The sequence below is a fragment of the Allocatenococcus thiocycli genome, from assembly GCF_921292965.1.
Lineage (GTDB): Bacteria > Pseudomonadota > Gammaproteobacteria > Enterobacterales > Vibrionaceae > Vibrio > Vibrio natriegens.
This window is the reverse complement of sequence record NZ_CAKLCK010000029.1, coordinates 15,631-38,557: the sequence shown is the minus strand read 5'-3', so window position 1 is coordinate 38,557 and position 22,927 is coordinate 15,631. Positions and strand designations below refer to the sequence as shown.

The 22,927-nt window shown below is 42.9% G+C and carries 20 protein-coding genes; 13 read left to right on the top strand and 7 right to left on the bottom strand.

Annotation, left to right across the window (positions count from 1 at the left end; all coding sequences use genetic code 11):
* Positions 1-172: 172 nt before the first annotated feature.
* The gene (locus L9Q40_RS10275) at positions 173-2,227 is read left to right on the top strand and encodes a hybrid sensor histidine kinase/response regulator (RefSeq protein ID WP_498793375.1); all 2,055 of its coding nucleotides are present in this window, start codon (positions 173-175) and stop codon (positions 2,225-2,227) included.
* 213 nt (positions 2,228-2,440) lie between these two features.
* On the opposite strand, the gene ylqF is transcribed toward L9Q40_RS10275, so the two are convergent.
* Complete coding sequence (gene ylqF, locus L9Q40_RS10270) at positions 2,441-3,385, bottom strand: ribosome biogenesis GTPase YlqF (RefSeq protein ID WP_014234088.1); 945 nt, start codon at positions 3,383-3,385, stop codon at positions 2,441-2,443.
* A gap of 469 nt (positions 3,386-3,854) precedes the next feature.
* Between ylqF and L9Q40_RS10265 the strand changes: the two genes are divergently transcribed.
* From L9Q40_RS10265 to L9Q40_RS10245, 5 genes are all read left to right on the top strand, one after another.
* Entirely contained in the window at positions 3,855-7,535 is a 3,681-nt protein-coding gene (locus L9Q40_RS10265) for an ATP-binding protein (RefSeq protein WP_498793197.1), read from the top strand.
* On the top strand, positions 7,519-8,673 hold the full coding sequence (locus L9Q40_RS10260; RefSeq protein WP_498793196.1) for an EAL domain-containing response regulator: 1,155 nt from the start codon (positions 7,519-7,521) through the stop codon (positions 8,671-8,673). Before L9Q40_RS10265 ends, L9Q40_RS10260 begins: the two co-directional genes overlap by 17 nt.
* A gap of 3 nt (positions 8,674-8,676) precedes the next feature.
* The gene (locus tag L9Q40_RS10255; protein ID WP_014234091.1) at positions 8,677-9,288 is read left to right on the top strand and encodes a response regulator transcription factor; all 612 of its coding nucleotides are present in this window, start codon (positions 8,677-8,679) and stop codon (positions 9,286-9,288) included.
* The gene (locus L9Q40_RS10250) at positions 9,285-10,652 is read left to right on the top strand and encodes a GGDEF domain-containing protein (protein ID WP_498793195.1); all 1,368 of its coding nucleotides are present in this window, start codon (positions 9,285-9,287) and stop codon (positions 10,650-10,652) included. Before L9Q40_RS10255 ends, L9Q40_RS10250 begins: the two co-directional genes overlap by 4 nt.
* A gap of 180 nt (positions 10,653-10,832) precedes the next feature.
* Positions 10,833-11,720 (top strand): LysR family transcriptional regulator, encoded by an 888-nt coding sequence (locus L9Q40_RS10245; protein ID WP_498793194.1) that lies wholly within the window; start codon positions 10,833-10,835, stop codon positions 11,718-11,720.
* Here the strand turns inward: L9Q40_RS10245 and L9Q40_RS10240 are convergent.
* Positions 11,717-12,325, bottom strand: coding sequence for a response regulator transcription factor (locus L9Q40_RS10240; protein WP_014234094.1), 609 nt, complete (start codon positions 12,323-12,325; stop codon positions 11,717-11,719). The genes L9Q40_RS10245 and L9Q40_RS10240 overlap by 4 nt on opposite strands.
* A gap of 353 nt (positions 12,326-12,678) precedes the next feature.
* Here L9Q40_RS10240 and L9Q40_RS10235 point away from each other — a divergent pair, with 353 nt between their 5' ends.
* Positions 12,679-13,059, top strand: coding sequence for a hypothetical protein (locus L9Q40_RS10235; RefSeq protein ID WP_498793193.1), 381 nt, complete (start codon positions 12,679-12,681; stop codon positions 13,057-13,059).
* A 54-nt stretch (positions 13,060-13,113) separates the two neighbouring features.
* Here the strand turns inward: L9Q40_RS10235 and L9Q40_RS10230 are convergent, their stop codons facing one another.
* Positions 13,114-14,742, bottom strand: coding sequence for a response regulator (locus tag L9Q40_RS10230; RefSeq protein WP_498793192.1), 1,629 nt, complete (start codon positions 14,740-14,742; stop codon positions 13,114-13,116).
* Positions 14,743-14,804: 62 nt separating this feature from the next.
* Positions 14,805-15,167 carry an Hpt domain-containing protein gene (locus L9Q40_RS10225; RefSeq protein WP_498793191.1) on the bottom strand — a complete coding sequence of 121 codons (363 nt, stop codon included), beginning with the start codon at positions 15,165-15,167 and terminating at the stop codon, positions 14,805-14,807.
* Between the two features lie 404 nt (positions 15,168-15,571).
* On the opposite strand from L9Q40_RS10225, the gene L9Q40_RS10220 reads away from it, so the two are divergent.
* Complete coding sequence (locus L9Q40_RS10220) at positions 15,572-16,294, top strand: sulfite exporter TauE/SafE family protein (protein WP_498793190.1); 723 nt, start codon at positions 15,572-15,574, stop codon at positions 16,292-16,294.
* Positions 16,295-16,357: 63 nt separating this feature from the next.
* Positions 16,358-16,744, top strand: a complete 387-nt coding sequence (locus tag L9Q40_RS10215; RefSeq protein WP_498793189.1) for an MAPEG family protein — start codon at positions 16,358-16,360, stop codon at positions 16,742-16,744.
* A 52-nt stretch (positions 16,745-16,796) separates the two neighbouring features.
* On the opposite strand, the gene L9Q40_RS10210 is transcribed toward L9Q40_RS10215, so the two are convergent.
* A complete protein-coding gene (locus L9Q40_RS10210; RefSeq protein WP_014234100.1) occupies positions 16,797-17,702 on the bottom strand; it encodes a DMT family transporter in 906 nt (301 codons plus the stop codon).
* 194 nt (positions 17,703-17,896) lie between these two features.
* Here L9Q40_RS10210 and L9Q40_RS10205 point away from each other — a divergent pair, with 194 nt between their 5' ends.
* The gene (locus tag L9Q40_RS10205; protein ID WP_020334772.1) at positions 17,897-18,352 is read left to right on the top strand and encodes an NUDIX hydrolase; all 456 of its coding nucleotides are present in this window, start codon (positions 17,897-17,899) and stop codon (positions 18,350-18,352) included.
* 9 nt (positions 18,353-18,361) lie between these two features.
* Positions 18,362-18,910, top strand: coding sequence for a GNAT family N-acetyltransferase (locus L9Q40_RS10200; RefSeq protein ID WP_065303524.1), 549 nt, complete (start codon positions 18,362-18,364; stop codon positions 18,908-18,910).
* A 60-nt stretch (positions 18,911-18,970) separates the two neighbouring features.
* On the opposite strand, the gene L9Q40_RS10195 is transcribed toward L9Q40_RS10200, so the two are convergent.
* Both L9Q40_RS10195 and L9Q40_RS10190 read right to left on the bottom strand, forming a co-directional pair.
* Positions 18,971-20,374, bottom strand: coding sequence for an anion permease (locus L9Q40_RS10195; RefSeq protein WP_498793188.1), 1,404 nt, complete (start codon positions 20,372-20,374; stop codon positions 18,971-18,973).
* Positions 20,367-20,648 carry a hypothetical protein gene (locus L9Q40_RS10190; RefSeq protein WP_498793187.1) on the bottom strand — a complete coding sequence of 94 codons (282 nt, stop codon included), beginning with the start codon at positions 20,646-20,648 and terminating at the stop codon, positions 20,367-20,369. The genes L9Q40_RS10195 and L9Q40_RS10190 overlap by 8 nt, the downstream gene beginning before the upstream one ends.
* Before the next feature lie 57 nt (positions 20,649-20,705).
* On the opposite strand from L9Q40_RS10190, the gene L9Q40_RS10185 reads away from it, so the two are divergent.
* Positions 20,706-22,223 (top strand): ATP-binding protein, encoded by a 1,518-nt coding sequence (locus L9Q40_RS10185; protein WP_498793374.1) that lies wholly within the window; start codon positions 20,706-20,708, stop codon positions 22,221-22,223.
* Complete coding sequence (locus tag L9Q40_RS10180; RefSeq protein WP_498793186.1) at positions 22,220-22,912, top strand: response regulator; 693 nt, start codon at positions 22,220-22,222, stop codon at positions 22,910-22,912. The genes L9Q40_RS10185 and L9Q40_RS10180 overlap by 4 nt, the downstream gene beginning before the upstream one ends.
* The last annotated feature ends 15 nt before the right edge of the window (positions 22,913-22,927 follow it).

Sequence of the window (22,927 nt, the reverse complement as noted above, 5' to 3'; positions counted from 1 at the left end):
CAGCAGGTCGCTGCTCTTTTTGTTGGGCAAGAGCAAGGTTGTTTAATATTTATACCATTCCATACTGTATATCGTGGTTGAGTCCTATATAATCACCAGCCCAAAAAGATAATAACAATGATAATCAGTGACAGATATGGAATATCAGAGTAAAGCAGGTAAGTTGGGTTATATGGATGCGATGCGTAAAGTTTATCAGTACGCAGAGCCCAACCTCACACTTGTTGGCTGGCTAGGTTTTATTGGTTTCCCTCTATATTACGTGGTTTGGGAAATGATGTTTCCACAAACTTATGAAAACTTACCGCTACGTTTGTTCTGCTCACTATTATTCCTAGGCATTATCTTCAAAAATCGTGTCCCGTCGGCTTTGCATCGTTACATTCCCATTTATTATCAGGTGACCATTACGATCTGCTTGCCATTTTTCTTCTTCTATATGTTGTTGATGAATGACTGGTCCGAAGTTTGGGTAATGTCGTTCATGTGTGCGATTTTCCTGCACATTTTGTTAGTACATGTCACCAGAGTCATGTTTGCACAGACCTGTACTGGAGTTGCGCTAGCGACGTTTTTTGCCTGGGTATCAAAAGGTTTCCAAATTGACATTGCAATGGATTGGGCACATGTTCCTATCTTTTTGTTTATCTATGTTTTTGGCAATATGTTCTATGTGCGAAACCAAGTTGAACATGAATCAAAAGTGTCATTAGCCAAATATTTTGGTGCAGGCATCGCTCATGAAATGCGCAACCCTCTTAGTGGTCTTTCTACGTCTATCGATCTGATTCGTTCTATATTGCCAGATAAGCAAATGGCCGATAGCGATCAATATCTTATGACGGGTAAAGATATCGCGCTGCTAAATGAAGTCAGTCAAGACGCCAAGAGTATTATTCATTCAGCGAATGAGACGATTGATTTATTGCTTACTTCTATTGATGAAAATCGTATTTCGCGTTCCACTTTCAAAAAGTATTCCTCTCGTGATGTTGTAGAGCAGGCGATAGACAGTTTCAGCTATGAGCGTTCGACAGACAAGCGCGTTATTTCTCTGGATGTGCGGGACGAATTCTGCTTCTTAGGTAGTGATACACTGCTTCAATATATTATGTACAACCTTTTGAAGAATTCTTTTCATCACCGTAGCTCCGAAGATTTTCATATTCTCGTAGAGCTAAAAACTGAAGAGTCGGTAAATAAAATCATTGTGACGGACAATGGTGCAGGTATCGCGTCTGACGTGATTCCCAATATTTTTCAGGACTTTTACACCACTGGCAAATCAAAAAGCTATGGTCTCGGGTTGCCATTCTGTAAAAAGGTGATGTCCTCATTTGGCGGTAGCATTGAGGCGAAGTCCGTTCTCGGTGAGTGGTCTCAGTTTACTTTGAGCTTTCCGCGCTTAAACTCTGACGTTGTCACAAAGATCAAACAAGAACTCATTATGTTAAAGAAGGTTCTTGTTGTGTCGAATCAGGACATACTTCTCTCCAGAGGTTATGAGACGAGCAGCCAAATGGGTTTTTCGCTGAAGTGCATGCAAGTAAATGAAGCACTTGATCACAAGCAAAATGATTGTGATTACGATGCGATTTTTATTGATTTACATAGCTTAGACAGCGCTGTTGAACAACTCCAGCAATTAGTATCCTTGTTCGCCTACAGCGAAGCACGCATCGTTTACTTATTTGAGCGTCATCCAGTTCCCAAAGAATATCAGCCAGTTAATGAACCGATATGGGTAGAAACGCAAGCTTGGTTGCTTAATACAGCAAATACTATTGATCAAATTCTTTTTGAGCCACGTGATACCACGGTCTCATCAAGCAACAGTGAAACAGTGGCGTCAGTGCACCCGGACCGACACACAATTATGGTAGTAGATGACAACGAGTCACTACGAAAATTTACCGCTATGTTGTTAGAAAAGCAGGGGTTTGATGTCATTCAGAAAGAAGACGGACAACAAGCCGTCGAAGCGTTAGAAACAGAGCGTATCGATGTGATTCTCATGGACATTGAAATGCCAGTGATGGATGGGATTGAAGCATCAAGAGTGATCCGAAACTCTAACAAGCGTTATGCGTCGGTCCCTATTATTGCTTATACAGGAGATAGCACAGGCATTACTTTGGATAAAATTGACTCTTCCGGTATGTCTGATTTCATTGTGAAACCAGCCGATAAAAGCCGCATACTCGATAAAATAGCTAGTTGGGTATAATACCAATCTAAATAAGTATTTAATCATTCTTGCTAGGTAAAATCGCTGATAGCTGCGTTATAGATTTTGAAATTAGAATAACTAGTTACTGCAATCTATGCCTTGCTCTAAGTGATTTTTCCAGCGCAATTAAAAGACCATCTACTTATCCAGATTGGTATAAAAAGCTCAGCATTAGGCTGAGCTTTTCGGTATAGGGTTTAAAGAGTGGGATTAACGCTTGTTACGCAAGTAGCGTTTACGTCGTTCTTCTTTACGTTTGGCTTTTTCTTCTTCTTTACGCGCAGTTTCGACTTCCACTTCGATAAGCTCTTGCGTAATCATTTCTGGTCGCTCTAAAGTGATCTGGCCTAACGTTCCCTGACGTAATTCATGAAGCAGAATTTCAGATACTTTGTGTAGATCAACACGGCCACCTGCACGTAACGCGCCTCGACGACGACCAATCTCTTCCATGATTTCGATATCAGATTCTGGAAGCTCTTCAATTTGATAACGTTGTTTCAGCTTCTCAGGGTATTGAGCGGCTAAGTATTCGATGGTGTAAAATGCCACTTCATCATATTCCATCGCGGTATCTTTCACGGCACCTGTTGCAGCAAGACGAAAACCACTGTGCGGGTTTTCTACTTTTGGCCATAAAATTCCTGGCGTGTCAGATAGAACAATACCATTTTGAAGGTTGATACGCTGTTGACGACGCGTTACCGCAGGTTGGTTACCCGTTACGGCGATCGTACGACCTGCAAGCGTATTGATGATGGTTGATTTACCAACGTTTGGAATGCCCATGATCATGGTACGAATGTTTTTGCCGATTTCTTCGCGGTGAGGTGCAAGCTTACGGCAAAGTTCCATAATTTTATGAACTTCCTGAGGCTCAGACGTTGTGATAGCCATCGCTTTCACATTCTGTTCTTGCTCAAGGTGATCAATCCAGAGCTGAGTCATTTCTGGGTCTGCCAAATCGCGTTTGTTCAATACCTTAACGACCGGCTTGTCACCACGAATCTGAGAAATCAAAGGGTTTTCGCTACTAAAAGGAATACGGGCATCCAGTACTTCGATGATCACATCCACTTGTGGGATCGCTTCTTCGATCTCTTTACGTGCTTTGTGCATGTGGCCAGGAAACCACTGGATTGAGTTATTAACCATTTGAGTTACTACCTTAAATTCTGTGCTCATACGGGGTACGGTTACTAACCTGAATACTTGGCGGAACGCTTTGATATGGCCAGTATACTGGAAGTTGTAAGTATCTTTCCTATGTACCGCAGAGTTGAGCTTCATTCTGCTGTTAATCGTGTAGTTTATCACGTAATCCCATTAAGCACTCAAGATGATGGCGAAAAACCGTTTACTCAGTATTAAGTGCCGAATATTTGAGCTTACAGTTATTCATCCTCATCTTTACAAATGTAAGATGCAATCTGGTTAATATTATTTGCTGAGATATTGAGCGCAAAAAGAATGTAGTCAAAGGTGGAAGATTCTGTAGGAATGTACTTACTAATTTTAAAATAATCTTTATATATCAATAGAATATGTATGTTTTGTTGTGGTGTTGATATTTGACTTTTGAGCCTCTCAGATTAATCTGACTTCCCAATCAGAGGAAGTCGTTATGATCAGCATTTTAAGAAAACTATTCTTGCTATCCGTTACGTTATTTAGCGTTGTGGTTTCTTTTAATGCACCTGCGGACTCAACGATTAAAGAGCGAAAAGACACGGTGGTTGTTGGCGTGATTACTCAGCACAATGCCGGTGACTCAATGCTTGATAGTATTGGTCCTTTCTATGACATCAACCTTGATTACCTGACCAACATTTCAAAAGCGCTTAACTTCAAGCTAGAGCTTCGTCCTTACAAACATATTCCTCCGTTGTTAGCTGACGTAGAGAGCGGTGTCATCGATGGCGCAGTTGGGTTTAGCAAAACAAGTGAAAGGGAAGGTCGCTTCCTGTTTTCGCAGCCATTCTTTTCAAGCACCATTGCAGTTTGGTATCAAGATGCCAGCCTTAAGCAACGATCAAATCAGGAAATTTACTGGGTTTGTGTTGAAGGCAGCTCATATTGTCACAACCTTAAATCTCAGGGGTTCGACAACATCAGTTACGCCAGAACGCGATTAGAAGCCTTTGAAAAGGTCCGTTCTGGTCAAGCGAATGCACTCATTTCTACTTATGTCGCGATCAACCAATATCTTGATCAGCACAATGTCGTTAAAGGTTTGGTAGACATACCAGAATGGCTGAATCATGAAGACGTGAGTTTCATTACTTCGCCGGAAAATCAGGACCTTATTAATCGAATCAATAAGATCCTAAGTTGGGAAAAGAGCGGGAAAAATATTCGTTCTGTTGCTTCCCAGAACCCTTACCACATCAACGACAAGCTATTAGTTGAGTATCGTAAGCATTTAGGTGTTGAGCACAAGATTACTTACAGCAGCAGCGAAGAAGCGTATCCGTTTTTATTTAAGAAAGCGCACTCTGAACATTTGGATGGTTTTCTTCCGGACTTCATCGAGTTAATTCAATCTCGAACTGGCTTGTCATTTGAATTTGTTCAGCCAAAAACGAGTTTAAGCAGTGGCTTGACCGCTTTTAACTCTGATCTTGTACCTGTCGCTTATGTTGATGATGCCCCGGTTTCTGACTGGTTGGTGACAAAGCCCTTTATGCGTAACAATTTCGTGTCTATCCGAACGGAAGAGCGCAATGTCGATGTGACCGAAAGCTCGAAGCTTGGCATTTTAATCAGTTTGAAAAAGCAAGGGTTAGTGCACTTAGACTCATGGCAGCATGATCGCTTTTCTCGCTACGATGATCCCAAGCAGCTATTGATGGATCTGAAATCGGGTAAGTTAGATATTGCGTATGTCCCTGATGATATTGTCCATAGTTTGATTGCACAGGACCAGGTCGATGGTTTAGTCATCAACGAGCATGACGCACTGACATTCTCTATCGCTTTTGCTGTGTCTAACCACAATACGCAGCTGAAAAACATGCTCGATAGTGTCATCGACACGATTGATTCAAACGAAATAGAAAAGCTGCTTCGTTCACACCGAAACTTCAATTTAGTCTATGGCTATGACGATGAACACATGACAAGAATCGTTGTGTCAGGCGTCGTGGCGTTTATTGTACTGTTAGTTGTGGCGTATTTTGTCTTAGCGCATTTGAAGTTAAAGGTAAATTTGGCCGAGCTGAATGCCAATAACGAAGAAAAAGAAAAGCAGTGGCTTATGGAAATTATTCAGGAAATCAACAGCCTGGTATTTATCCATGACGAGAATAACCACTTAGAGATGAGTAACTGCGCCCGCCACAAACATGGTCAATGCCAAGGCTGTAGCCTACAAAGTTGTGCGACTGGTCTGCGCCTTGTCGATAACGAAGATGAGCTGAGCAGAGTTATTGAAGGAGAACGCATTACCGAAGAGGTTGCGTCGGCAGGATGTAAGTTAGGCATTAACCATGTCTACCGAGAGCGAAAATCAATCTCTTCTCCGAGTGGTAAGAAAAAATTCGTCCTTACTGTCGTACAAGACATTACGCATCAGAAGGAACGTGAACAGGCACTTATCGATGCGCAAGAGAAGGCGCAGACGGCTGTGCGGGCTCGTGAAAACTTTTTAGCAACCATGAGCCATGAGTTGAGAACGCCATTGTCAGCGGCGCATGGCATTCTCGATTTGCTTCAGCGTCAGGTAGAGGATACGTCAAACCGTGAGCTTATATCTCAGGCGATGCTTGCCCTAAATCATTTAAATACCCTGGTTGATGAAGTTCTGGATTATTCCAAATTGGAAGCGGGGCAGTTAACTGTCGTACCAGTACAAACGGATTTGTTATCAACACTTTGCGACGTTTTACGTAGCTTTGAGCCAAAAGCGCTAGATAAAGGGCTGGATTACAAGGTAACAGTGAAGCCTTTCAGACACCGTCTCGTGGAAATTGACACACTAAGACTCATCCAGATCATCACTAATCTGTTGTCTAATGCGGTCAAATTTACCTCTGAGGGTGAAATTGCGATTAGCGTCATTTTGCATGAGTCGCAGTTGACCATAAAAGTAGCGGACACTGGCATTGGAATGACAGAAAACCAGTTAAAAGGCGTTTTAGATCCTTTTGTTCAGGCCGATGACACGATTACGCGTAAATATGGTGGAACTGGACTAGGGCTCAGCATTGTCGATCGATTGATCCAATGTATGGGCGGAGACCTCACGATTGACTCTCAATATGGTCTGGGAACGACGATGGTTGTGAAGCTACCGGTAACCTTGTGTGAACTCAACTACGAGTACTATCCAGAGCTAACTTACAGTGAAGCATTACCACTGTCTGTTCGTCAGTGGTGTGAAATCTGGAATATGAAAACGCCGAATGAATCGTCTGACATAGCGGCGAATTTAATTCCTGAAAAAGATCAGCAAGGGCGCTGTAAAGGCGTTCTGTTTAGTCAGCATGAAATCGCACCTATTTGTCTTTCATTGCGTGAGATTCAGTACCCAGACACCCTGTTAAGCTTGTTTGATCAAAGCCATCAGAATGTGATTTCAACGGAATTACCCCAAGAATCTATCGCTTGGGTTAAGGGTACCGTTTTGATCGCGGAAGATAACCCGATCAACCAGAGCATTATTTTGATGCAGATGCGTGAGCTTGGTATTGAACCCGTGATCGTCAATAACGGTCGTGAAGCATGGGAATATCTGCAGCGTAACGAACAAGTCTCCGCACTTCTGACGGATTTTCATATGCCAGAAATGGACGGCTTCGAGTTGGTTAAGAGAGTGAGAGCTTCACAGGTTTTTGAAACGCTGCCAGTTATCGGCGTAACGGCTGAAGATTCCCGTCTGGCAAGTGAGAAAGCGAACGAGCTAGGTATGGATAATGTGCTTTATAAGCCGTATGACTTGGATAAGTTGAAGGCCATATTGCTTCCTTTTTTAGGTCAGAAAGAAAAAAGCCCATCAATAAACTGGATTGATAAGTTTACCTCACAAGAAGCCAGAGAAATTGCTCAAGTGTTCCGCCAATCGATGGCGGCGGATGTGGCTAAGTTGAAGAAAGCGACCACAGACAAAGACAAAAAACGAGTGATTCACGGGATTAAGGGAGCAGTAGGCGCAATAGGCATTTCAGTGTTAACCGATCTTTGCATTAAGGCAGAGAAGGTCAGTGCTACAGAATTGGATAAATTTGCAGCGGAACTCATTATACATATCGAGCAGGAGATCGAGAACGTACAGAACTGGACAGAAATACATGAACAGAACATTTAGTGCCATGGTGATCGACGATCATCCCCTTCAAACCACTTTGCTAACCCATGCCTTACGCAAGCATGGTGCTTTTGTTGCCCCATTTAACTGCGTAGATAAAGCAATTATGTGTGCGGAAACCACGCAATTTGATGTCATCTTCTGCGATATCATGATGCCCGGAAGAGATGGGGTCGACATGATGGAGTTGCTTGATGATATAAACTATCAAGGCAAGGTCGTGATAGTGAGTGCGATGGACCTGACGATCATTTCAGCGGTTAAAGCCATGTGCAATGACTTTAGCTTTGAGGTGGTTGGTAAGTTACAAAAGCCTTACGATCAACTTGAAGTCGCTGACATTGTTGACAAAATGCAGCAAGACACACAAAAGAAAGCGACATTTATTCAACCGATCGAAGTCGACGATCATGAGTTTATCTGGGCGTTGGATGAGGGGCGAGTAAAAAACTACTATCAGCCATTGGTTAATACGAAAAGTGGCGAGGTGCTTGGTTATGAGGCTCTTGCGCGCTGGTATCATCCCATTTATGGCGTGTTATCACCTTACCACTTTTTGCCAATTGTTGAGCGCTGTGGTCTATCGAAAGCGCTTTTTGATGCGGTATTTAATAATGTCATTTACGACATCAAACATCGTGGCTTTACGCAAAAAGTATCCATCAATGTTGATCACGCCAACTTAGAAGATCCGCAGTTTGCGAGCCGTTTTCTTTCCCTGTGCCATGACAATGATATAGAGCCAGAACAAATCACGATAGAAATTACCGAACGTGATACGTTCCAGGCAAGTACCTCAATTTATAAAAACTTACTCAAGCTACGAATGAACGGTGTCACGGTGTCTATTGATGACTTCGGCACTGGCTCGTCTACGTTTGAAAAGTTAGCGCAACTGCCTTTTAACGAACTCAAAATCGATCGTTCTTTTGTACACGGTGTCGAAAGCGATCCCAAAAAACGAAATATTGTCGTTGCCATTCGCTCTTTAGCAAAAAGCTTAAATATTCACGTTGTCGCAGAAGGTGTTGAAAACGAGGCGACGATGAAAGTGATGCGTGAATACGGAATCGACCTTTGCCAAGGTTTTTACATCAATAAACCTATGCCCTTAGAAGCCATAACCATACTGAGCTAAAAAATGAATAGACTAAACTGCTTAATCTTTGACGATCATCCACTTGTTTGTGTTGCCATTAAATACCTGCTTGAAGAGTTAGGCGTCGCCAATGAAGTGATTACAGCCACTTCTTCGAGAGCAGCACTGACAGCGATTAAAGAGTGCGACATCGAATTACTAATACTAGATGTGAATTTATCCGATTGTGACGGCTTTGATTTCTACAAGCGCATCAAATCACACGGTTATGCTGGGAAAGTGATTTTCTTCTCTGCTGAAACAAGCCAAATGTACAGCCAAATGGCATTTCGCTCGGGCGCAGATGGGTATGTATGTAAATCAGAAAATCACGAAATATTGAAAGATGCCATCGAAGCGGTATCGAAAGGGTACTCATTCTTTAAGTTTAAACAGGTGGCCAGCGAAGTAAGAGCGGCACCACAGCTTTCAAGCCGAGAGAGCTCGGTAATGAAGTACCTGTTACAAGGTAAATCGAACCGCGATATCGCAGAAGTATTGTCTATCAGCGATAAGACCGTCAGCACGTATAAGCGTCGCGTGTTAGACAAATTTAATGTGGACAATATTGTTGAGTTGACAAGGGTTGCGGGAGATTTAAAGGACGTGATATGAACGTGAATCTAAGAAATGTCTCGTTGTCATTCTTCATCGCTACTTTACTGTTTGTTACGTCGGTCGTCACTATTGGCGCGGTAGTGTTCTCATACGAGAACAAGCAGTTTCGCTCTTATGTCGAGGGTTTATCTAAGGTAAAGCAGCAAGTGATTCTGTTAGGCTTGCTGACAGAATCTCAGCTTGATCAGCACCAGAATAGCAGCGCTGAAAGTATAGAATCGCAAACGAGCTTAAGTTTTCGCGATGCGATATATTCTTTAGATTCCAGTAAAAAGCTCAATTACGTTGAAGCAGTCGCACGTAAAGTGTTCCATGAGGCGGAACAGTATTTATCGAATGTTTATAAAGACACTGCATCGGTACTGTACTTTCGTTCTTACACCGGAAATAAACTGATCGTTGAGCGTCCGGTTGAAGGGCTGGAAAACAACAAAAGTGCATTCGATTTAGAAGTGTGTAAAGAGAACATTTCTTGTGCAAAGGAAGCATGGAAAGGTCAATTAACAGATCGTGTGTTGTTCTCAAAGCCGTTTAAGAGCAGCTCTACAGGTGAATACGCATTAAGCGTAATGAGCCCTGTGTATCATCATGGTGAACTGGTGGGTGAATTCTCGACTCAGATGCATTTAACTACGCTTTACCAAGAAGGAAAAGCGGTAAAGTCGATCATCAATAATGGTAATAAACAGTTGATCATCTACTTTCCGGGTTATCCATGGACGCATTTTTCCTATACCCAATCGTATATGGCAGACAACAATAACCTGATCGTTTACCAATATCCTTTCAGTAAACTGCTGGTGGATTATAGCTATCTGTATGTGATCTTTTTTATTGTTGCGTTCGCTTACTTTTCCAAGGCTCATGAGTCAAATCAGAACAAAATGCAGCTTGCCAATGCATTAACTGATGTGACAAAAGATGAACTTACAGGCTTATATAATCGGAGGTTATTTAAAGATAACACCTTTAAAAACCGATTAGCTGAAGCCCCTTACTCGGTGATGGCAATAGACGGCAACCGAATTAAGAAAATTAACGATTGTTTTGGGCATCATGTAGGTGACGACGCTATCGCTATCATTGCTGAGTCGATGAAAAAAGTATTCAGAAACAGCGATTACCTTGTACGAACCGGGGGAGATGAGTTTTTGGCTATCTTGCCTAGTTGCAGCGAAAGTCAGGCGTCTGTACTTGCTAAAAAATTACAGGGTGTTGTAAAGGACAATCGACTAAAAGCACTCGATATTGAAATTAGTGTTTGTACCGGCTTGGCCACAAGCGAAGAGCACGAAGTCCTTGAAGATGTGATTATTCGTGCGGACGAAGAGCTGTATGAGATGAAAAAGCGACGAGATTAGCACCGCAGGGCTGGTTTAATGTTGAGCGTATATGAAACGACAAACAGTGTGATGACATAACCATTTGATAAATTTGACCAAACGAGAACTTTAGTCTTTTATATTAGGGCAGCCGCTTGTTAAAAGTCGGCTGCCTTACTTTTTTTGATAAAGAACATCCGACGTAAGTGGTGCCTCGTTTTGAATAAAGACCTCGATCTCAATCTATTAAAAATACTGGTTTTGCTAGAAAAGCATCGTCAGCTCAAACCCGTTGCTAAAGCACTCGGGAAGAGTGAAGCATCAATCAGTAAATATCTCGCCCGCTTACGTGAACAGCTGAATGATGAATTATTTATTCGCCATCCCCATCGCTTTGAACCCACAGATTACCTGATACGCCAATTGCCTCAGATTGCTGACGCGCTTGATCAATTAGAAACATGCTTGCTTCGCTCTGAGTTTGATCCAGAAAACTACGAGAAAGATATCACCATCTCTTTGCCTCAAGTGGCACAATACTCGTTTGGTCACTTGCTCGCGATGAAATTGATGGCGGTGTTTCCGAAAGCTCATATCACGATCACAACCAATAATGATCATACAGTTGAGGACATATTGCTTGGTAAAGTGGATGTTCAACTGCATTATTTTAATGATGAACTGCCAAAATCCATTTACCAGCACTTTGTCGGTTATGCACCTGCGGTTGTTGTTGTGTCAGAGGAATCCGGTATTACCACTTTAGAGGGTGCCGCCGAATTACCTTTTGTCATGCTTGGGCTAGTCGGCTGGAAAGAGCGTGAACAAATAGCGAAACGAGTGATGGAAGAGAAAGGTCTCACCATCGACAGGGTTGCGACATTGGATAACGTCAGTGCGGTCCTCAAGCTCGTCAAAGAGATGGGCGCAGCAACCGTATTACACGAGTTTCAATCACCAATAGATGGTTATCGTTTTATACGTGTTCCTGAATCTTACTACGTGGATGGTTGGCCGAAAGTCGTGTTGCAGATGAAGCAAAGCCATCGCTACGATGCAATGCACCAGATTTTAACTGGTGCCATTGCAAAACATATGGCGATTTAACCGAAAACCCGAGCGTTTTCTGATTGCGGAAGCGTATGCAGTAACTCTATTAGAGAAGTCGCATGGTACTTTTTCAAAATTCTTGTTTTATAAGTACTGATGGTTTTTGCACTCAGTGATAACTGCTCAGAAATTCGCTTGTTTGAGTAGCCCTGAGCTAAGTAGTGGAAGACCATTGCTTCTCTTTTCGACAAGGCAACACTGTTTGAAGACTGTGTGTGTTTCAGTTTAAACATCGAGTAACCACGAGAAACACTGACAATAGCGTCCATAATGGTTTGTTTACTCTCGTTCTTGTTCAAAAAGCCGTTTGCGCCAAGCTCGTAAGCCGCTTTAGACAAGCTTGAATAGTCTTTAGAAGAGATAAACAGAATCTTACCCTGGTACCCGGTCGCTAAAATATTTTTTGCTAAACGCATACCGTCTCTATCGCCAACGACCACGTCTAAGATTATTAAATCAATCCGTTGATTTCGAACTAAGTCCATCACTTCTGCGCTGCTTGTAGACTGTTTTACGTCTGCAGTATTCATTACATTGTTTACAAGTGTCGCAAGTGCGTCACTGTAAAGCGGTTGTGCATCAATAATAAGAACGTTTTTCACAGTGGACCTCATTTAATTATTAAAGTTAATTGTTTGCCCGCATACAACCTTATCGGATTGATTATGATTGTAGGAAAATTCCTGATTATTTGAAGGAAAATGACATTTTCGAAAAACGAAATTCACAAAAATTATTTTATTTATCAAAGGTTAGGTAGGTTTTTCTTATTGGGGGCTTTACGATAAGACGCTATTTTAAAATGATTGATGTAATTAGATTACAAAATTGACTGTTTGAAGCTGCGAGTTAACTCTCACATTTAATGAAGATGAATTATGGGGGAGATTGCATAATAAATGTCAGAGTAATTGTCTTTGAGTTGTAGAGCATACATTGTGCTGCGGGAGTAAGAATGACGAAACAGCGAGTTTGGATTGAACGTGGGGCTATTGTTAGTAAAAACAGCCCAAAACCATTAGCCATTTCCAACGTAAAAAGTATTTACGTTAAAGAGCACGACAGTAAGAGCAAGTTAAAACGCGCTGCGCTAATAGGGTTTGTATTTAGTTTTGTCGCTGCTTTAGCACATCCAATACTGTCGGTAGTTGTATTTACGATTGTGTTTGGCTCGAGCTATCTCCTGACTAAGAAATATGAGCTTCGTGTTTCGGTTTACAATAATGATGAGATCGGAGTCGTTGAGTCGGGACTGTGCTTGAGTAACGATCGCTCTGAGTTTGATAAAGTCGTTACTCAGGTACACGAGTTAAAATCAGAACAGCAAGAACCTTAAGTGTTTATATGCACCTTAGCGGCTATTTACTGAAGTGCTTTTGCCCATTCCAGCCTAACTGTTTAATCTAATGTTATCTTTTGCAGACTGATACATCGCTGAGTAACTCATAGTGCTCAGTTCTTCTCGGCTATATGCAGTCGTGACCACTTGATCACACTCATTAAGCTTAGTAAAAATTCGGTATTCACCGTGATAGGCAAAAGGACGAAGTGACGCCAGTTTTACGATGGCTAAGCAAATTTTTTCTGAGTGAGGAAAAAGATCATGCAATTTGAAATAGTGGTCAAAGTGAGAAGTCATTCCAAGTGTTGCGTTAGATTTTTTCTCAGACAGCTGTTTTCTTATTGAATCGACTCTTAACTGAGCCTCCAGCAGTCGCTCCTTTAATTTCTTTAACATATGCATCTGACTTCGGCGAATACTTGGATGCTGTAAATCCGAAATGGCCGAATGCGCGAGCGGTAGGACAGATTCCATTTCCTCCAAAAGTGAACAACGCTCAAGTAAGACACAAAGGTGATACAAGTCGTAAAAGTGCGTTAACTCATTCGTTTTTAGAGCTTGTTTTATACCAGACGTTGCAGATTTTAAGTCCCCGCGAATGAGTGAAATATGTGCTGAGAGTAGAAGAGCATGCGTTTTAAATTGAGGGTGACTGTGTATATCACTGATTATCGGATTTAAACCAGACAACAAACTTTCAAAACAGTTACTCAGAGGGTTATTTAGCGCACGATATAGATAACATCGAGTGAAATTAAGTTTTGTGTATATCTCGTCTCTGAAGGTGTGAGCGTTTTTTTCTTCATAGCGTCTAATATAGGTCACAGCATCATCGTATGACTCGTTTGCTAAGGAGAGATTAGTGATCACCAGTTCACGTTCTGCCCCTGAATCTACAAGTGCGATCGATTGTTTAAGGTGTTTTATTGCTGTTGTGAAATCGTCTTTTTCGACCGCGATTTTAGACATCTCGTCGTGATAATAAGGGTTCTCTACTTGATCGTTAACTGAGTTGAGAACCTGCTGGGCTTTTTCTAGCTGATTGGATTTGATTAAGGTGTTTGCCAGTGCAATCTTAACCCAGTCAAAACCGTAATCGTCCAGTAGTCCTTGATACTCTTCTTGGGCGGCAAAAAATTGCTTGCTGTTGACCAACGCCAGCGCACGATATTGCTTGATGACAATAGAATACTCAGGGTAGAGGGGAAGCAATGCGTCACAGGCTTCAGTTGCGCCGCTAAAATTCAGCGATTGAAGCTGCTTGTAAATAGGTAAAAGTGCAGCCCGTCTTTCCATCGCCGACAGAATTCGATTGCGAAAGATTTTAAAGTTTAAAGGTTTGAAAAAGTAATCGTCAGCGTCGCTATCTTGGATGGAATTAATGATCTTTGGGTTATCTTCTCCACTGAGGAAAACAAACGTTGTATGCGCAGGAAGCAGTTTAGAATATTGCAATTCCTCTAAAATCTGGAACCCGTTAAGAGAAGCCTGAAAATTATAGTCGCAGAGGATCAAATCAAACTGGGTTTGCTCACATAGCCGGATTATTTCTTCCGGTTTGTGCGCATAGCTAATGTCATCCATTCCTGATTGTTTGAGGATTGATGTTATGGTGCTGGTGACCAATTTTGAGTCGTCGGCGATTAGCACTTTACGCTTGTTAAGGTTAGGGAGCATGGCGCTATCCTCAGGCATCAAACTTAGTGAATGAGATGAACATTTTGGTCCTACTTGAGATTTTAATAACAGTACACCTTAGGTGAGTTGGCTTTTCGTGCGTTGTAAGCCTTCCAATTTTTTACATCGACGATGCTCTGTTTCACTTCTTTTACTAGCGATGATAAGGCGACCGGGTAATCAGGTGAGGCAAGCTTGCCGAGCTTTTCGGTATAAATAGCCGACTGGTTTATGGTTCTTAAACCTATTTGCGCCGTGCTGCCTTTTATCTTGTGCAAGATGGCTAATGCATCCTGAGTACTTGTTGCGCCCATTAATAACTGTTCCAACTGAGTGACGTCGTGGTTCATGGTTTCGATGTAGGTTTCCGCCATATGAATTCTCATATCTTTAGGGAAATTGAGTAACCATTGTGTGTTTAACATAGCGCGAGAATTCATAGTAACTGGTGGTCAACGGTAGTTTTAAAACGCCTATGATCGTGTACAAATTCACCAGATACGTCAAGATTATCAGTATTGGTCTTAATTTATAAGTTATTGATATATATTGTTTAAATTTTATGTAGGAGTAATCCTACAGCAGTTTAGGACAATATTGACTACGGGCATGATTTTCGTAGCGGAATATTTGTAGGACATATATCTTTGAGGCTACCCATAAGTGGCTATTGAGACATTTTCGTTGAGTAAGGTTTCTCGATGTAAATTGGGATAAATACGTTGTATTTTCATTTACTTTCATGAATGCTACACGAGGTTAAGCGAACCACGTACGTAAGAGACTTGGTGACGCTTTCGATGTCTCATTAAAAATAAGAATGGTCTCGATGGAATTCGATTCGATAAACTTGGTTGCGTTAGGTTTGATCTTTCTTGGATCCTACGTTCAAACGGCTATTGGCTTTGGCTTAGCAATTGTTGCTGCTCCTTTACTTATTATCTGGTCCCCAGAATATGTCCCTGCGCCTATCTGTTTAGTCGCTTTATTTATTTCTTTGATGAATGCAGTTAAACACCGCAGTAGCGTAGAAATTGGTGGCTTGAAAATGGCGTTGATAGGACGTATTCCGGGCTCTATTGCTGGTGGCGTCATGTTGTTCTTTGTATCAACAGAAGCACTTACGCTGTGGATTGGTATTCTAGTATTGTTCGCCGTGATTGTAAGTGTTTTGCCGTTTAGAATTGAACCAACGCCAACTCGTATGACATTTGCGGGTTTCTTTTCTGGCTTGTTTGGTACGAGTTCAGCGATAGGGGGGCCACCAATGGCGCTCTTGCTGCAACATCAAGAAGCTAATCAGTTACGCGGTAACCTATCGGCTTTCTTCGTCGTCAGCTCTATCATTTCATTGATCGTTCAGATACCCGCTGGATTTTTTACATGGAATCATTTACTTATCACTATTCCTCTGTTGCCTGCAGCGGCGCTTGGCTATTGGCTAGCGATTAAAACGACTCAGTCTTTACCAAAAGAAAAAATCCGAGTTGGTGCGCTGATACTCTGTTTTGTTAGCGGCTTTACGGCCATTGTGCAGGGAGTGAACTTGTAGGTTGTCTGATGCCGCGTCGTGGATTAACTATAGTGATAGAACGATAAATCAAAAGGAATGGATATGATTACCGCTCTCTACGCTTGTATTTTGACTGTACTACTGATTTGGCTGGCACTTCAGGTTATTAAACTGAGACGCAAGAATAAGGTCGCTTACGCAGATGGTGGAGTCGAAGCGCTTCAAATAGCGCGAAGTGCGCAAAGCAATGCGAGTGAATACATTCCCATTACATTGATATTAATGGCGCTATTGGAGTACAACGGCGCGCAACCAGTTTGGATACACCTCACCGGAATCATCTTCGTTATAGGGCGTATTATTCACGCTCGAGGTATTTTGCAAGAGAGATTTAAAGGGCGGGTTAAAGGGATGCAGCTGACTTTTCTAATCATGGTTGCGTTGGTGGTTTTGAATTTGATTTATCTGCCTTACGACAAGATTTGGTAACAAGCCCAGCATGAATGTTTTCTGCCGGGCCTGTTATTTTGATTAATCGCTTTTAAGCACTTCTGCGCGCGAATGGTAATCGAATATGTCGACCAAACGCGTTAATCATCGCACCTGTGACGATTAACCCTGCGCCAATGTACGTCCATACTGACGGTAGCTCACCAAAGACGACAATACCTATCAGGCCAGAGAAGACTATCTGAATATAAGAGTAGGCTGAGGCTTTACCTGCTTCTTGAGTCTGCATTGCTTTCGTCATACCAAGTTGACCAATTTGGGTGAAAACACCAATTAAAACCAACATGATGGTCAGATAAAGATCAGGCACAACAAAATTGTCTCCCATCAAAACTATCGACGCTGGCAGGGCGACAAGTGGGAAATAGAAAATAATGACTGAACTGTCTTCTGTCCGGCTCAATTTTCTGACGATTACATACGCGATAGAGCTACCAAACGCGCCTAACAGTGCCATCATGACGCTAAATGGAGGCAGGGCATGTTCGGCTGATGCACCAGTTTCGGGGCGGACCATCACATAGATACCCAGCAAACATAACGCGATACAAACCAATGTTGATGGTTGAATCCGCTCTTTTAAGAAAAATACCGCAAGCAAAGCGGTAAATGCCGGATGAATATATTGGAATATGGTCGCTTCTGCCAAAGGTAAGGTGGTGACAGAGTAATAAACACAGACCAACGCAACGGTACCGACAGCGCCACGCACGAGCAATAAAGGTTTGTTGTTTCCCCAGATAGAAATTCGTTTACGCTTCACATCTAAGTAACTGATCACTAGGGAAACCAGAGCCCTTGCTGCGACGATCTCAAAAACGGGGATACCGTATAAACTGACGTGTTTAACCGTCGCGGACATCAGTGCGAAGCCAAAGGCAGAAAGAACCATAAAGCGAACACCAATGGGAACCATGGCGCTTAAAGAATTAGACATGAGAATGCTCGATTGTTGCGTGAGATCTCACTTTAACATACTAAGTGGTTAAAATAAGCCACTAGATAAAATGAAATTTGCCGATAAAATGAGATTGCACTTTGATATCTATCCGCTTCGCCAATCAATAGCAATTCATTGATACATTGAGTTTTATGGTTGGTATAAATTTGCCTAACTCACAAGGAAATAGCATGATTCCAGTACAAGCAACCCACGTGTCAGGTGTCGTCATTTCTGAGATTGATGGCGTGATCAAAATGTTGCTCTTAAAACGCGTGAAAGGCGGCTACTGGTGCCACGTTGCGGGCGGCGTGGAAGAGGGGGAGTTAGGATGGCAAACCATCTTAAGAGAACTTGAAGAAGAAACACAGATAACCGATGTAGAGCTGCATACCGCCGACTTCCTGGAGCAGTTTTATGAAGCGAAAAAGAACCGTGTCATGGTGATCCCTTGTTTTGTTATGTTCTGCCAGCCCAATCAAGGTGTTACGCTAAACCACGAGCATACTGAATATCGCTGGTGTACATTAGAAGAAGCGAAACAATTGGCGCCTTTTGCAAATCAACACAAACTTTATGAACACGTGTGGATGCATTACGTTGATAAGTCCAAACTGACTCCTTTCACACTCATAGAACAAGACTAAAGGAAGATAATGCTGCAAGCCGATGATTTAGAACAACGCTTTGCGATATCTGACAGAATATCGATGGAGCCGTTAGCGTCGAAACACACCTTAGAGTTGCTAGAAACCGTCAATGCCAATCGTGAAAGGTTAACGGTTTATTTACCCTGGCCTGAGTTTGTGACCAACAGACGTGAAGCTCGCCACTACATTTCACAAAGAGTGGATAGCAACGCAGTCGATGCGTATTGGTTTGCCATTTACTTTGACGACCGATTTTCCGGCGTGATTGGCTCAAAAGGGGTTGATCCAGAGACGCACGTGACCGAAATCGGTTATTGGCTTGCGGATCATGGCAGAGGTAACAAATTGATTGATCAGGCTCTTTCTGTTCTCATTCTTTATCTTAAAAAGAGAGGCAATGCTAAATCTGTCCAATTCCACTGCTTGGAAGAAAATATAGCGAGTATCAAAATTGCCGAGCGTACCGGGGCGAAATTGAAACACTATCTGGACCATGATTTCGATATGTTGGATCGCTCTCAGCGGTTGGGAGTTTATGAGTTGCCTCTGAGATAAAGTATTTAAAAAACCGCCTTAGTAGGCGGTTTTTGTTTTTCGAAAAGGCCTTCGCCAGACTTACCAAAGACCAAGTAATTTCCACCATGCGCCGCCCACGAAGATAAATACTGGGATAACGATGAGTGAGAATATAAAGCCAATTTTCCACCAGCTTTGCAGGCTGTGGAATCCTGCGCCAAACAAGATTGGGGCTGGGCCAGAAGAGTAGTGGGTCGTTGACATGTAAAGGTTGCTGAAAATACCCAGTACGATAGCGGCCAGCATCGGTGGCGCACCCGCTGAGATAGCAATGGCAAGGAATGCAGAATACATCGCGCTGATATGAGCCATTGCACTCGCCATCAAGTAATGGCTGTAGTAGTAAACCAGCAGCAGTACAACGACCGTTGTAACCCAGCCAAATCCAGACAACGAATCGCTCATAGACTGGCTGAACCAGCCGATAAAGCCAAGGCTGTTAAGTTGTGCTGCCATCATTACCAGAACGGCGAACCAAGTAATGGTATGCCAGGCTTCTTTTTCACCCAGCACCGAATCCCAGGTAATGGTGCGTGTCATAAGCAAGAACACCAAACCCAATAGTGCAGTAACGGTTGCATGAATGCCTAGTGTTGGGCCAAGAACCCAAAGTGAAACCATACCAACGAACGTGATACCAACCATGACTTCATCACGAGTCATCTTGCCCATTTCTGCCAATTTCTGACGAGCGATTTCGCGCATCTCTGGCGTTTTCTTTAACTCAGGCGGGAAAACAAAGTACATAACAAGTGGAATCAGGAACAAACACAGCAAGCCAGGTACGATTGCCGCTGTTGCCCAACCCGCCCAAGTGATCTCGACGCCCTGTTCTTTTGCAAAGTTAGCAGCGAGAGGGTTACCTGCCATTGAAGTCAGGAACATCGCACAAGTGATCGCATTACATTGGAAGATACACTGAACCAAGAAAGCACCGATGCGGTTTTCTGTACCTTTTTCTGGATCAGAATCGTATGCGCTGGCGACAGAACGGAATAGAGGAGAGATGATGCCGCCACAGCGTGCCGTTGTACTTGGCGTTGCAGGTGCAAACAGTAAATCGGTTAAAACAAGACCGTAAGCAAGACCGAGCGAGTTATGGCCTAATTTTGAAATAAACCAGTAACCAACACGTCGTCCAAATCCGGTTGTGATAAAGCCACGCGAGATAAAAAACGCAGCGGCGATCATCCAGATCGTCGGGTGAGCAAAGCCAGTGAGAGCGGTTTTAATCGGTAACACACCAAGTAAAGTCGCTACGGTTAAACCCGTTAAGGCCATTGCCCCAAGAGGTAACGGGGCGAGAATCAAACTCAGCACCGTTGTGACAAAAATTGCCATCATTTGCCAGGCTTGATCAGACAGTCCTTCAGGGGTTGGGATAAACCACAATATACAGCCTATCGCCACCAGCAGGAGCATCTTCATTTTGGAATCATTCATACATCCATCTCCAAGTTAATTTTTCTCCATAATAGGGTCTGGATGGTGAGGAAAACTGAGGCAAATCAATTTCATGAGAAAGTGGTTTTTGCACTTGTTTAACTTGGGTGCTGAGGTAGATTCGGGCTGCAAACGCATTGAGAATAAACTCATTAAAATAATAAAAATCATAAAATTCATCCTTGAGATATCGGTCAAGTTTTATCGCGTATTCCTCAATAATTGGTACAGACTTACGGTAAGCTTGGACTAGGCAACCTTTAGGAATTCTCACGTGGCTATCACCTCTTTTACCTTCACCAAGCAATTGGCCGCATTACTGAGTGGCGTGATGCTATTTGTTATGCTGAGCTGGTGGAGTTACAGTGCGTATCAATTGGATGAAGTCCTTACACAGCAGATCAGCTTGCGAGCACAAGTTCAATCACAACAGCTATCCCAGTTGCCCAGTCTTGTCGCTGCCGTTGCATCTGGTAAAGCGTCGTCTGTTTCGGAGATTATTACTGCAGTTCAAGCGGTGAGTGACGCGGACTTTATTACCGTTAGCGATAAAAACGGTATAAGGCTGGCACATCCGGTTGAAGAACGCATTGGCCTGCATGTTACTGGCGGCGATATCGAAAGAGCGTTAAACACTGGTGAGTCTTATCTGTCGTACGGTATCGGCTCTTTAGGCCCTTCTATTCGTTACATCTCGCCAATCTTGTCTGATGATGGCAACGTGATTGGAATGATCAAAGTCGGATACCTCATTGATACGGTCGACTTATGGACCAGTGAACAGCTGTTACCTTTGCTCGTATTTGGGCTTGGTGCAGTTTGCATTTGTATTTGGTTGTCCTGGAAGTTCTCACGCTATGTCAGAAAACAGATGCAAGAGATGGAACCCTGGCAGCTTAAGCAGGCATTAAAAACCTATCAAGGCGTATTAGAAGCCACTTATGAAGGGTTAGTCGCGATAAACTCACAAGGGCAGTTATACCTGATTAATGATTCGGCTCGTTCGATGTTGAATTATAATCTAGAACACGGTGAAGCATTCATTGATGGTATTGATAACCCAACCAGTTTCTCTCTTTCCGGAGAAGACTACATCAATGGTTTGATTCGCGTGAATGGAAAAAACTTGGTGGTGAACCGAGTAACCTTGCGAACCTCAACCGGAGAACCTTATGGTGCCGTGTTTAGTTTGCGTGACCAAAATGAGCTGCATGTACTCTCAGAGAAAATTAGTCAGGTAAATCAGTACATGGAGAACATGAGAGTGGCTCGGCACGAATATCAAAATAAACTCTCGACGATTTCAGGTTTACTGCAGATGGGGGCCTACGAAAAAGCATTAGCGGTTTGTTTGTCGCAAGCCAAAGCCAGCCAGTCACAGCTGGATTCATTAAATGCGCTTAAGGACCGTCCTACGTTATCTGCGTTGATTTTGGCGAAGGCCAGTAAAGCAAATGAACTCGATGTTGCCTTCAGCATTGATTGTCGAAGCGATTTGAGTCGGCTCTCTAAGCGTCTATCGGAAGAACAGTTGTGCGCCTTGATAGGTAATCTGGCACAAAATTCATTAGATGCTGTGAAAGGAAAAGAGGATGGTCGCGTTGATATTCATATCTCAGAATCTGAGTGCGAGTACACTATCCAAATAGTCAACAATGGACCGATGGTTGAAAGTGAACTGGACACCTTGTGCGAGCTTGGGTTTACCAGCAAACTAAGCAATTCCGAACATGGCGTAGGTATGCATATCGTTCGCTCTGTAGTTGAGCAAGGTCGCGGCCATATGGAACTTGATAGCGACGAGTTAGAAACGGCATTCACCGTGTATTTTTCTAAGGAGATGGCATGATAAAAGTTGTGATTGTAGAAGATGATCCCAGCATAGCTGAGCTGCATCACCACTTTGTAGAACAAGTCGAACAGTATCAGGTGGTTGGTATCGCTGGTAGCGTCCATATTGCTCGCCAGTTAGTCGAGAGAGTGCAACCAGACTTGGTCATCGTCGACAATTATCTTCCCGATGGTCTGGGTGTCGATCTGGTCTATCAATGGCTCACTAATGAACACAAGCCCGAGTGCATTTTGGTTACGGCGGCAAATGATGTTGATACCGTTCAAAAAGCTCATCGGTTTGGTGCGTTTGATTATTTGATTAAGCCGATGGACTATTCACGCCTTACTGAAAGCTTGCAGCGATTTGCAAAAGTGAAAAATCACATGAGCAGCCAAGGTTCTTTTCGGCAGTCTCAATTGGATGATCTGTTTCATTCTGGCAAGTCGAACACAGTTGAACTGAATCAGGTCGAGCTTGCTGGGCTTGACCCTTTTATGTATCGACAGGTTATCGACCTGTTCACTCACATTAATATCGAACATACTGCTGCCAGCGTATCCGGACAGTTGCCGATCAGTAAAAGTACGGCTCGTCGCTATTTGGATAAAGCGGTCGAACAAGGTGACTTAGTCGCCTTTCTAGAACATGGCAAGGTAGGGCGCCCAACACGGGTGTATCGCAATAAACACATCTCAGAAAATTAACTGAATCAAATGTTA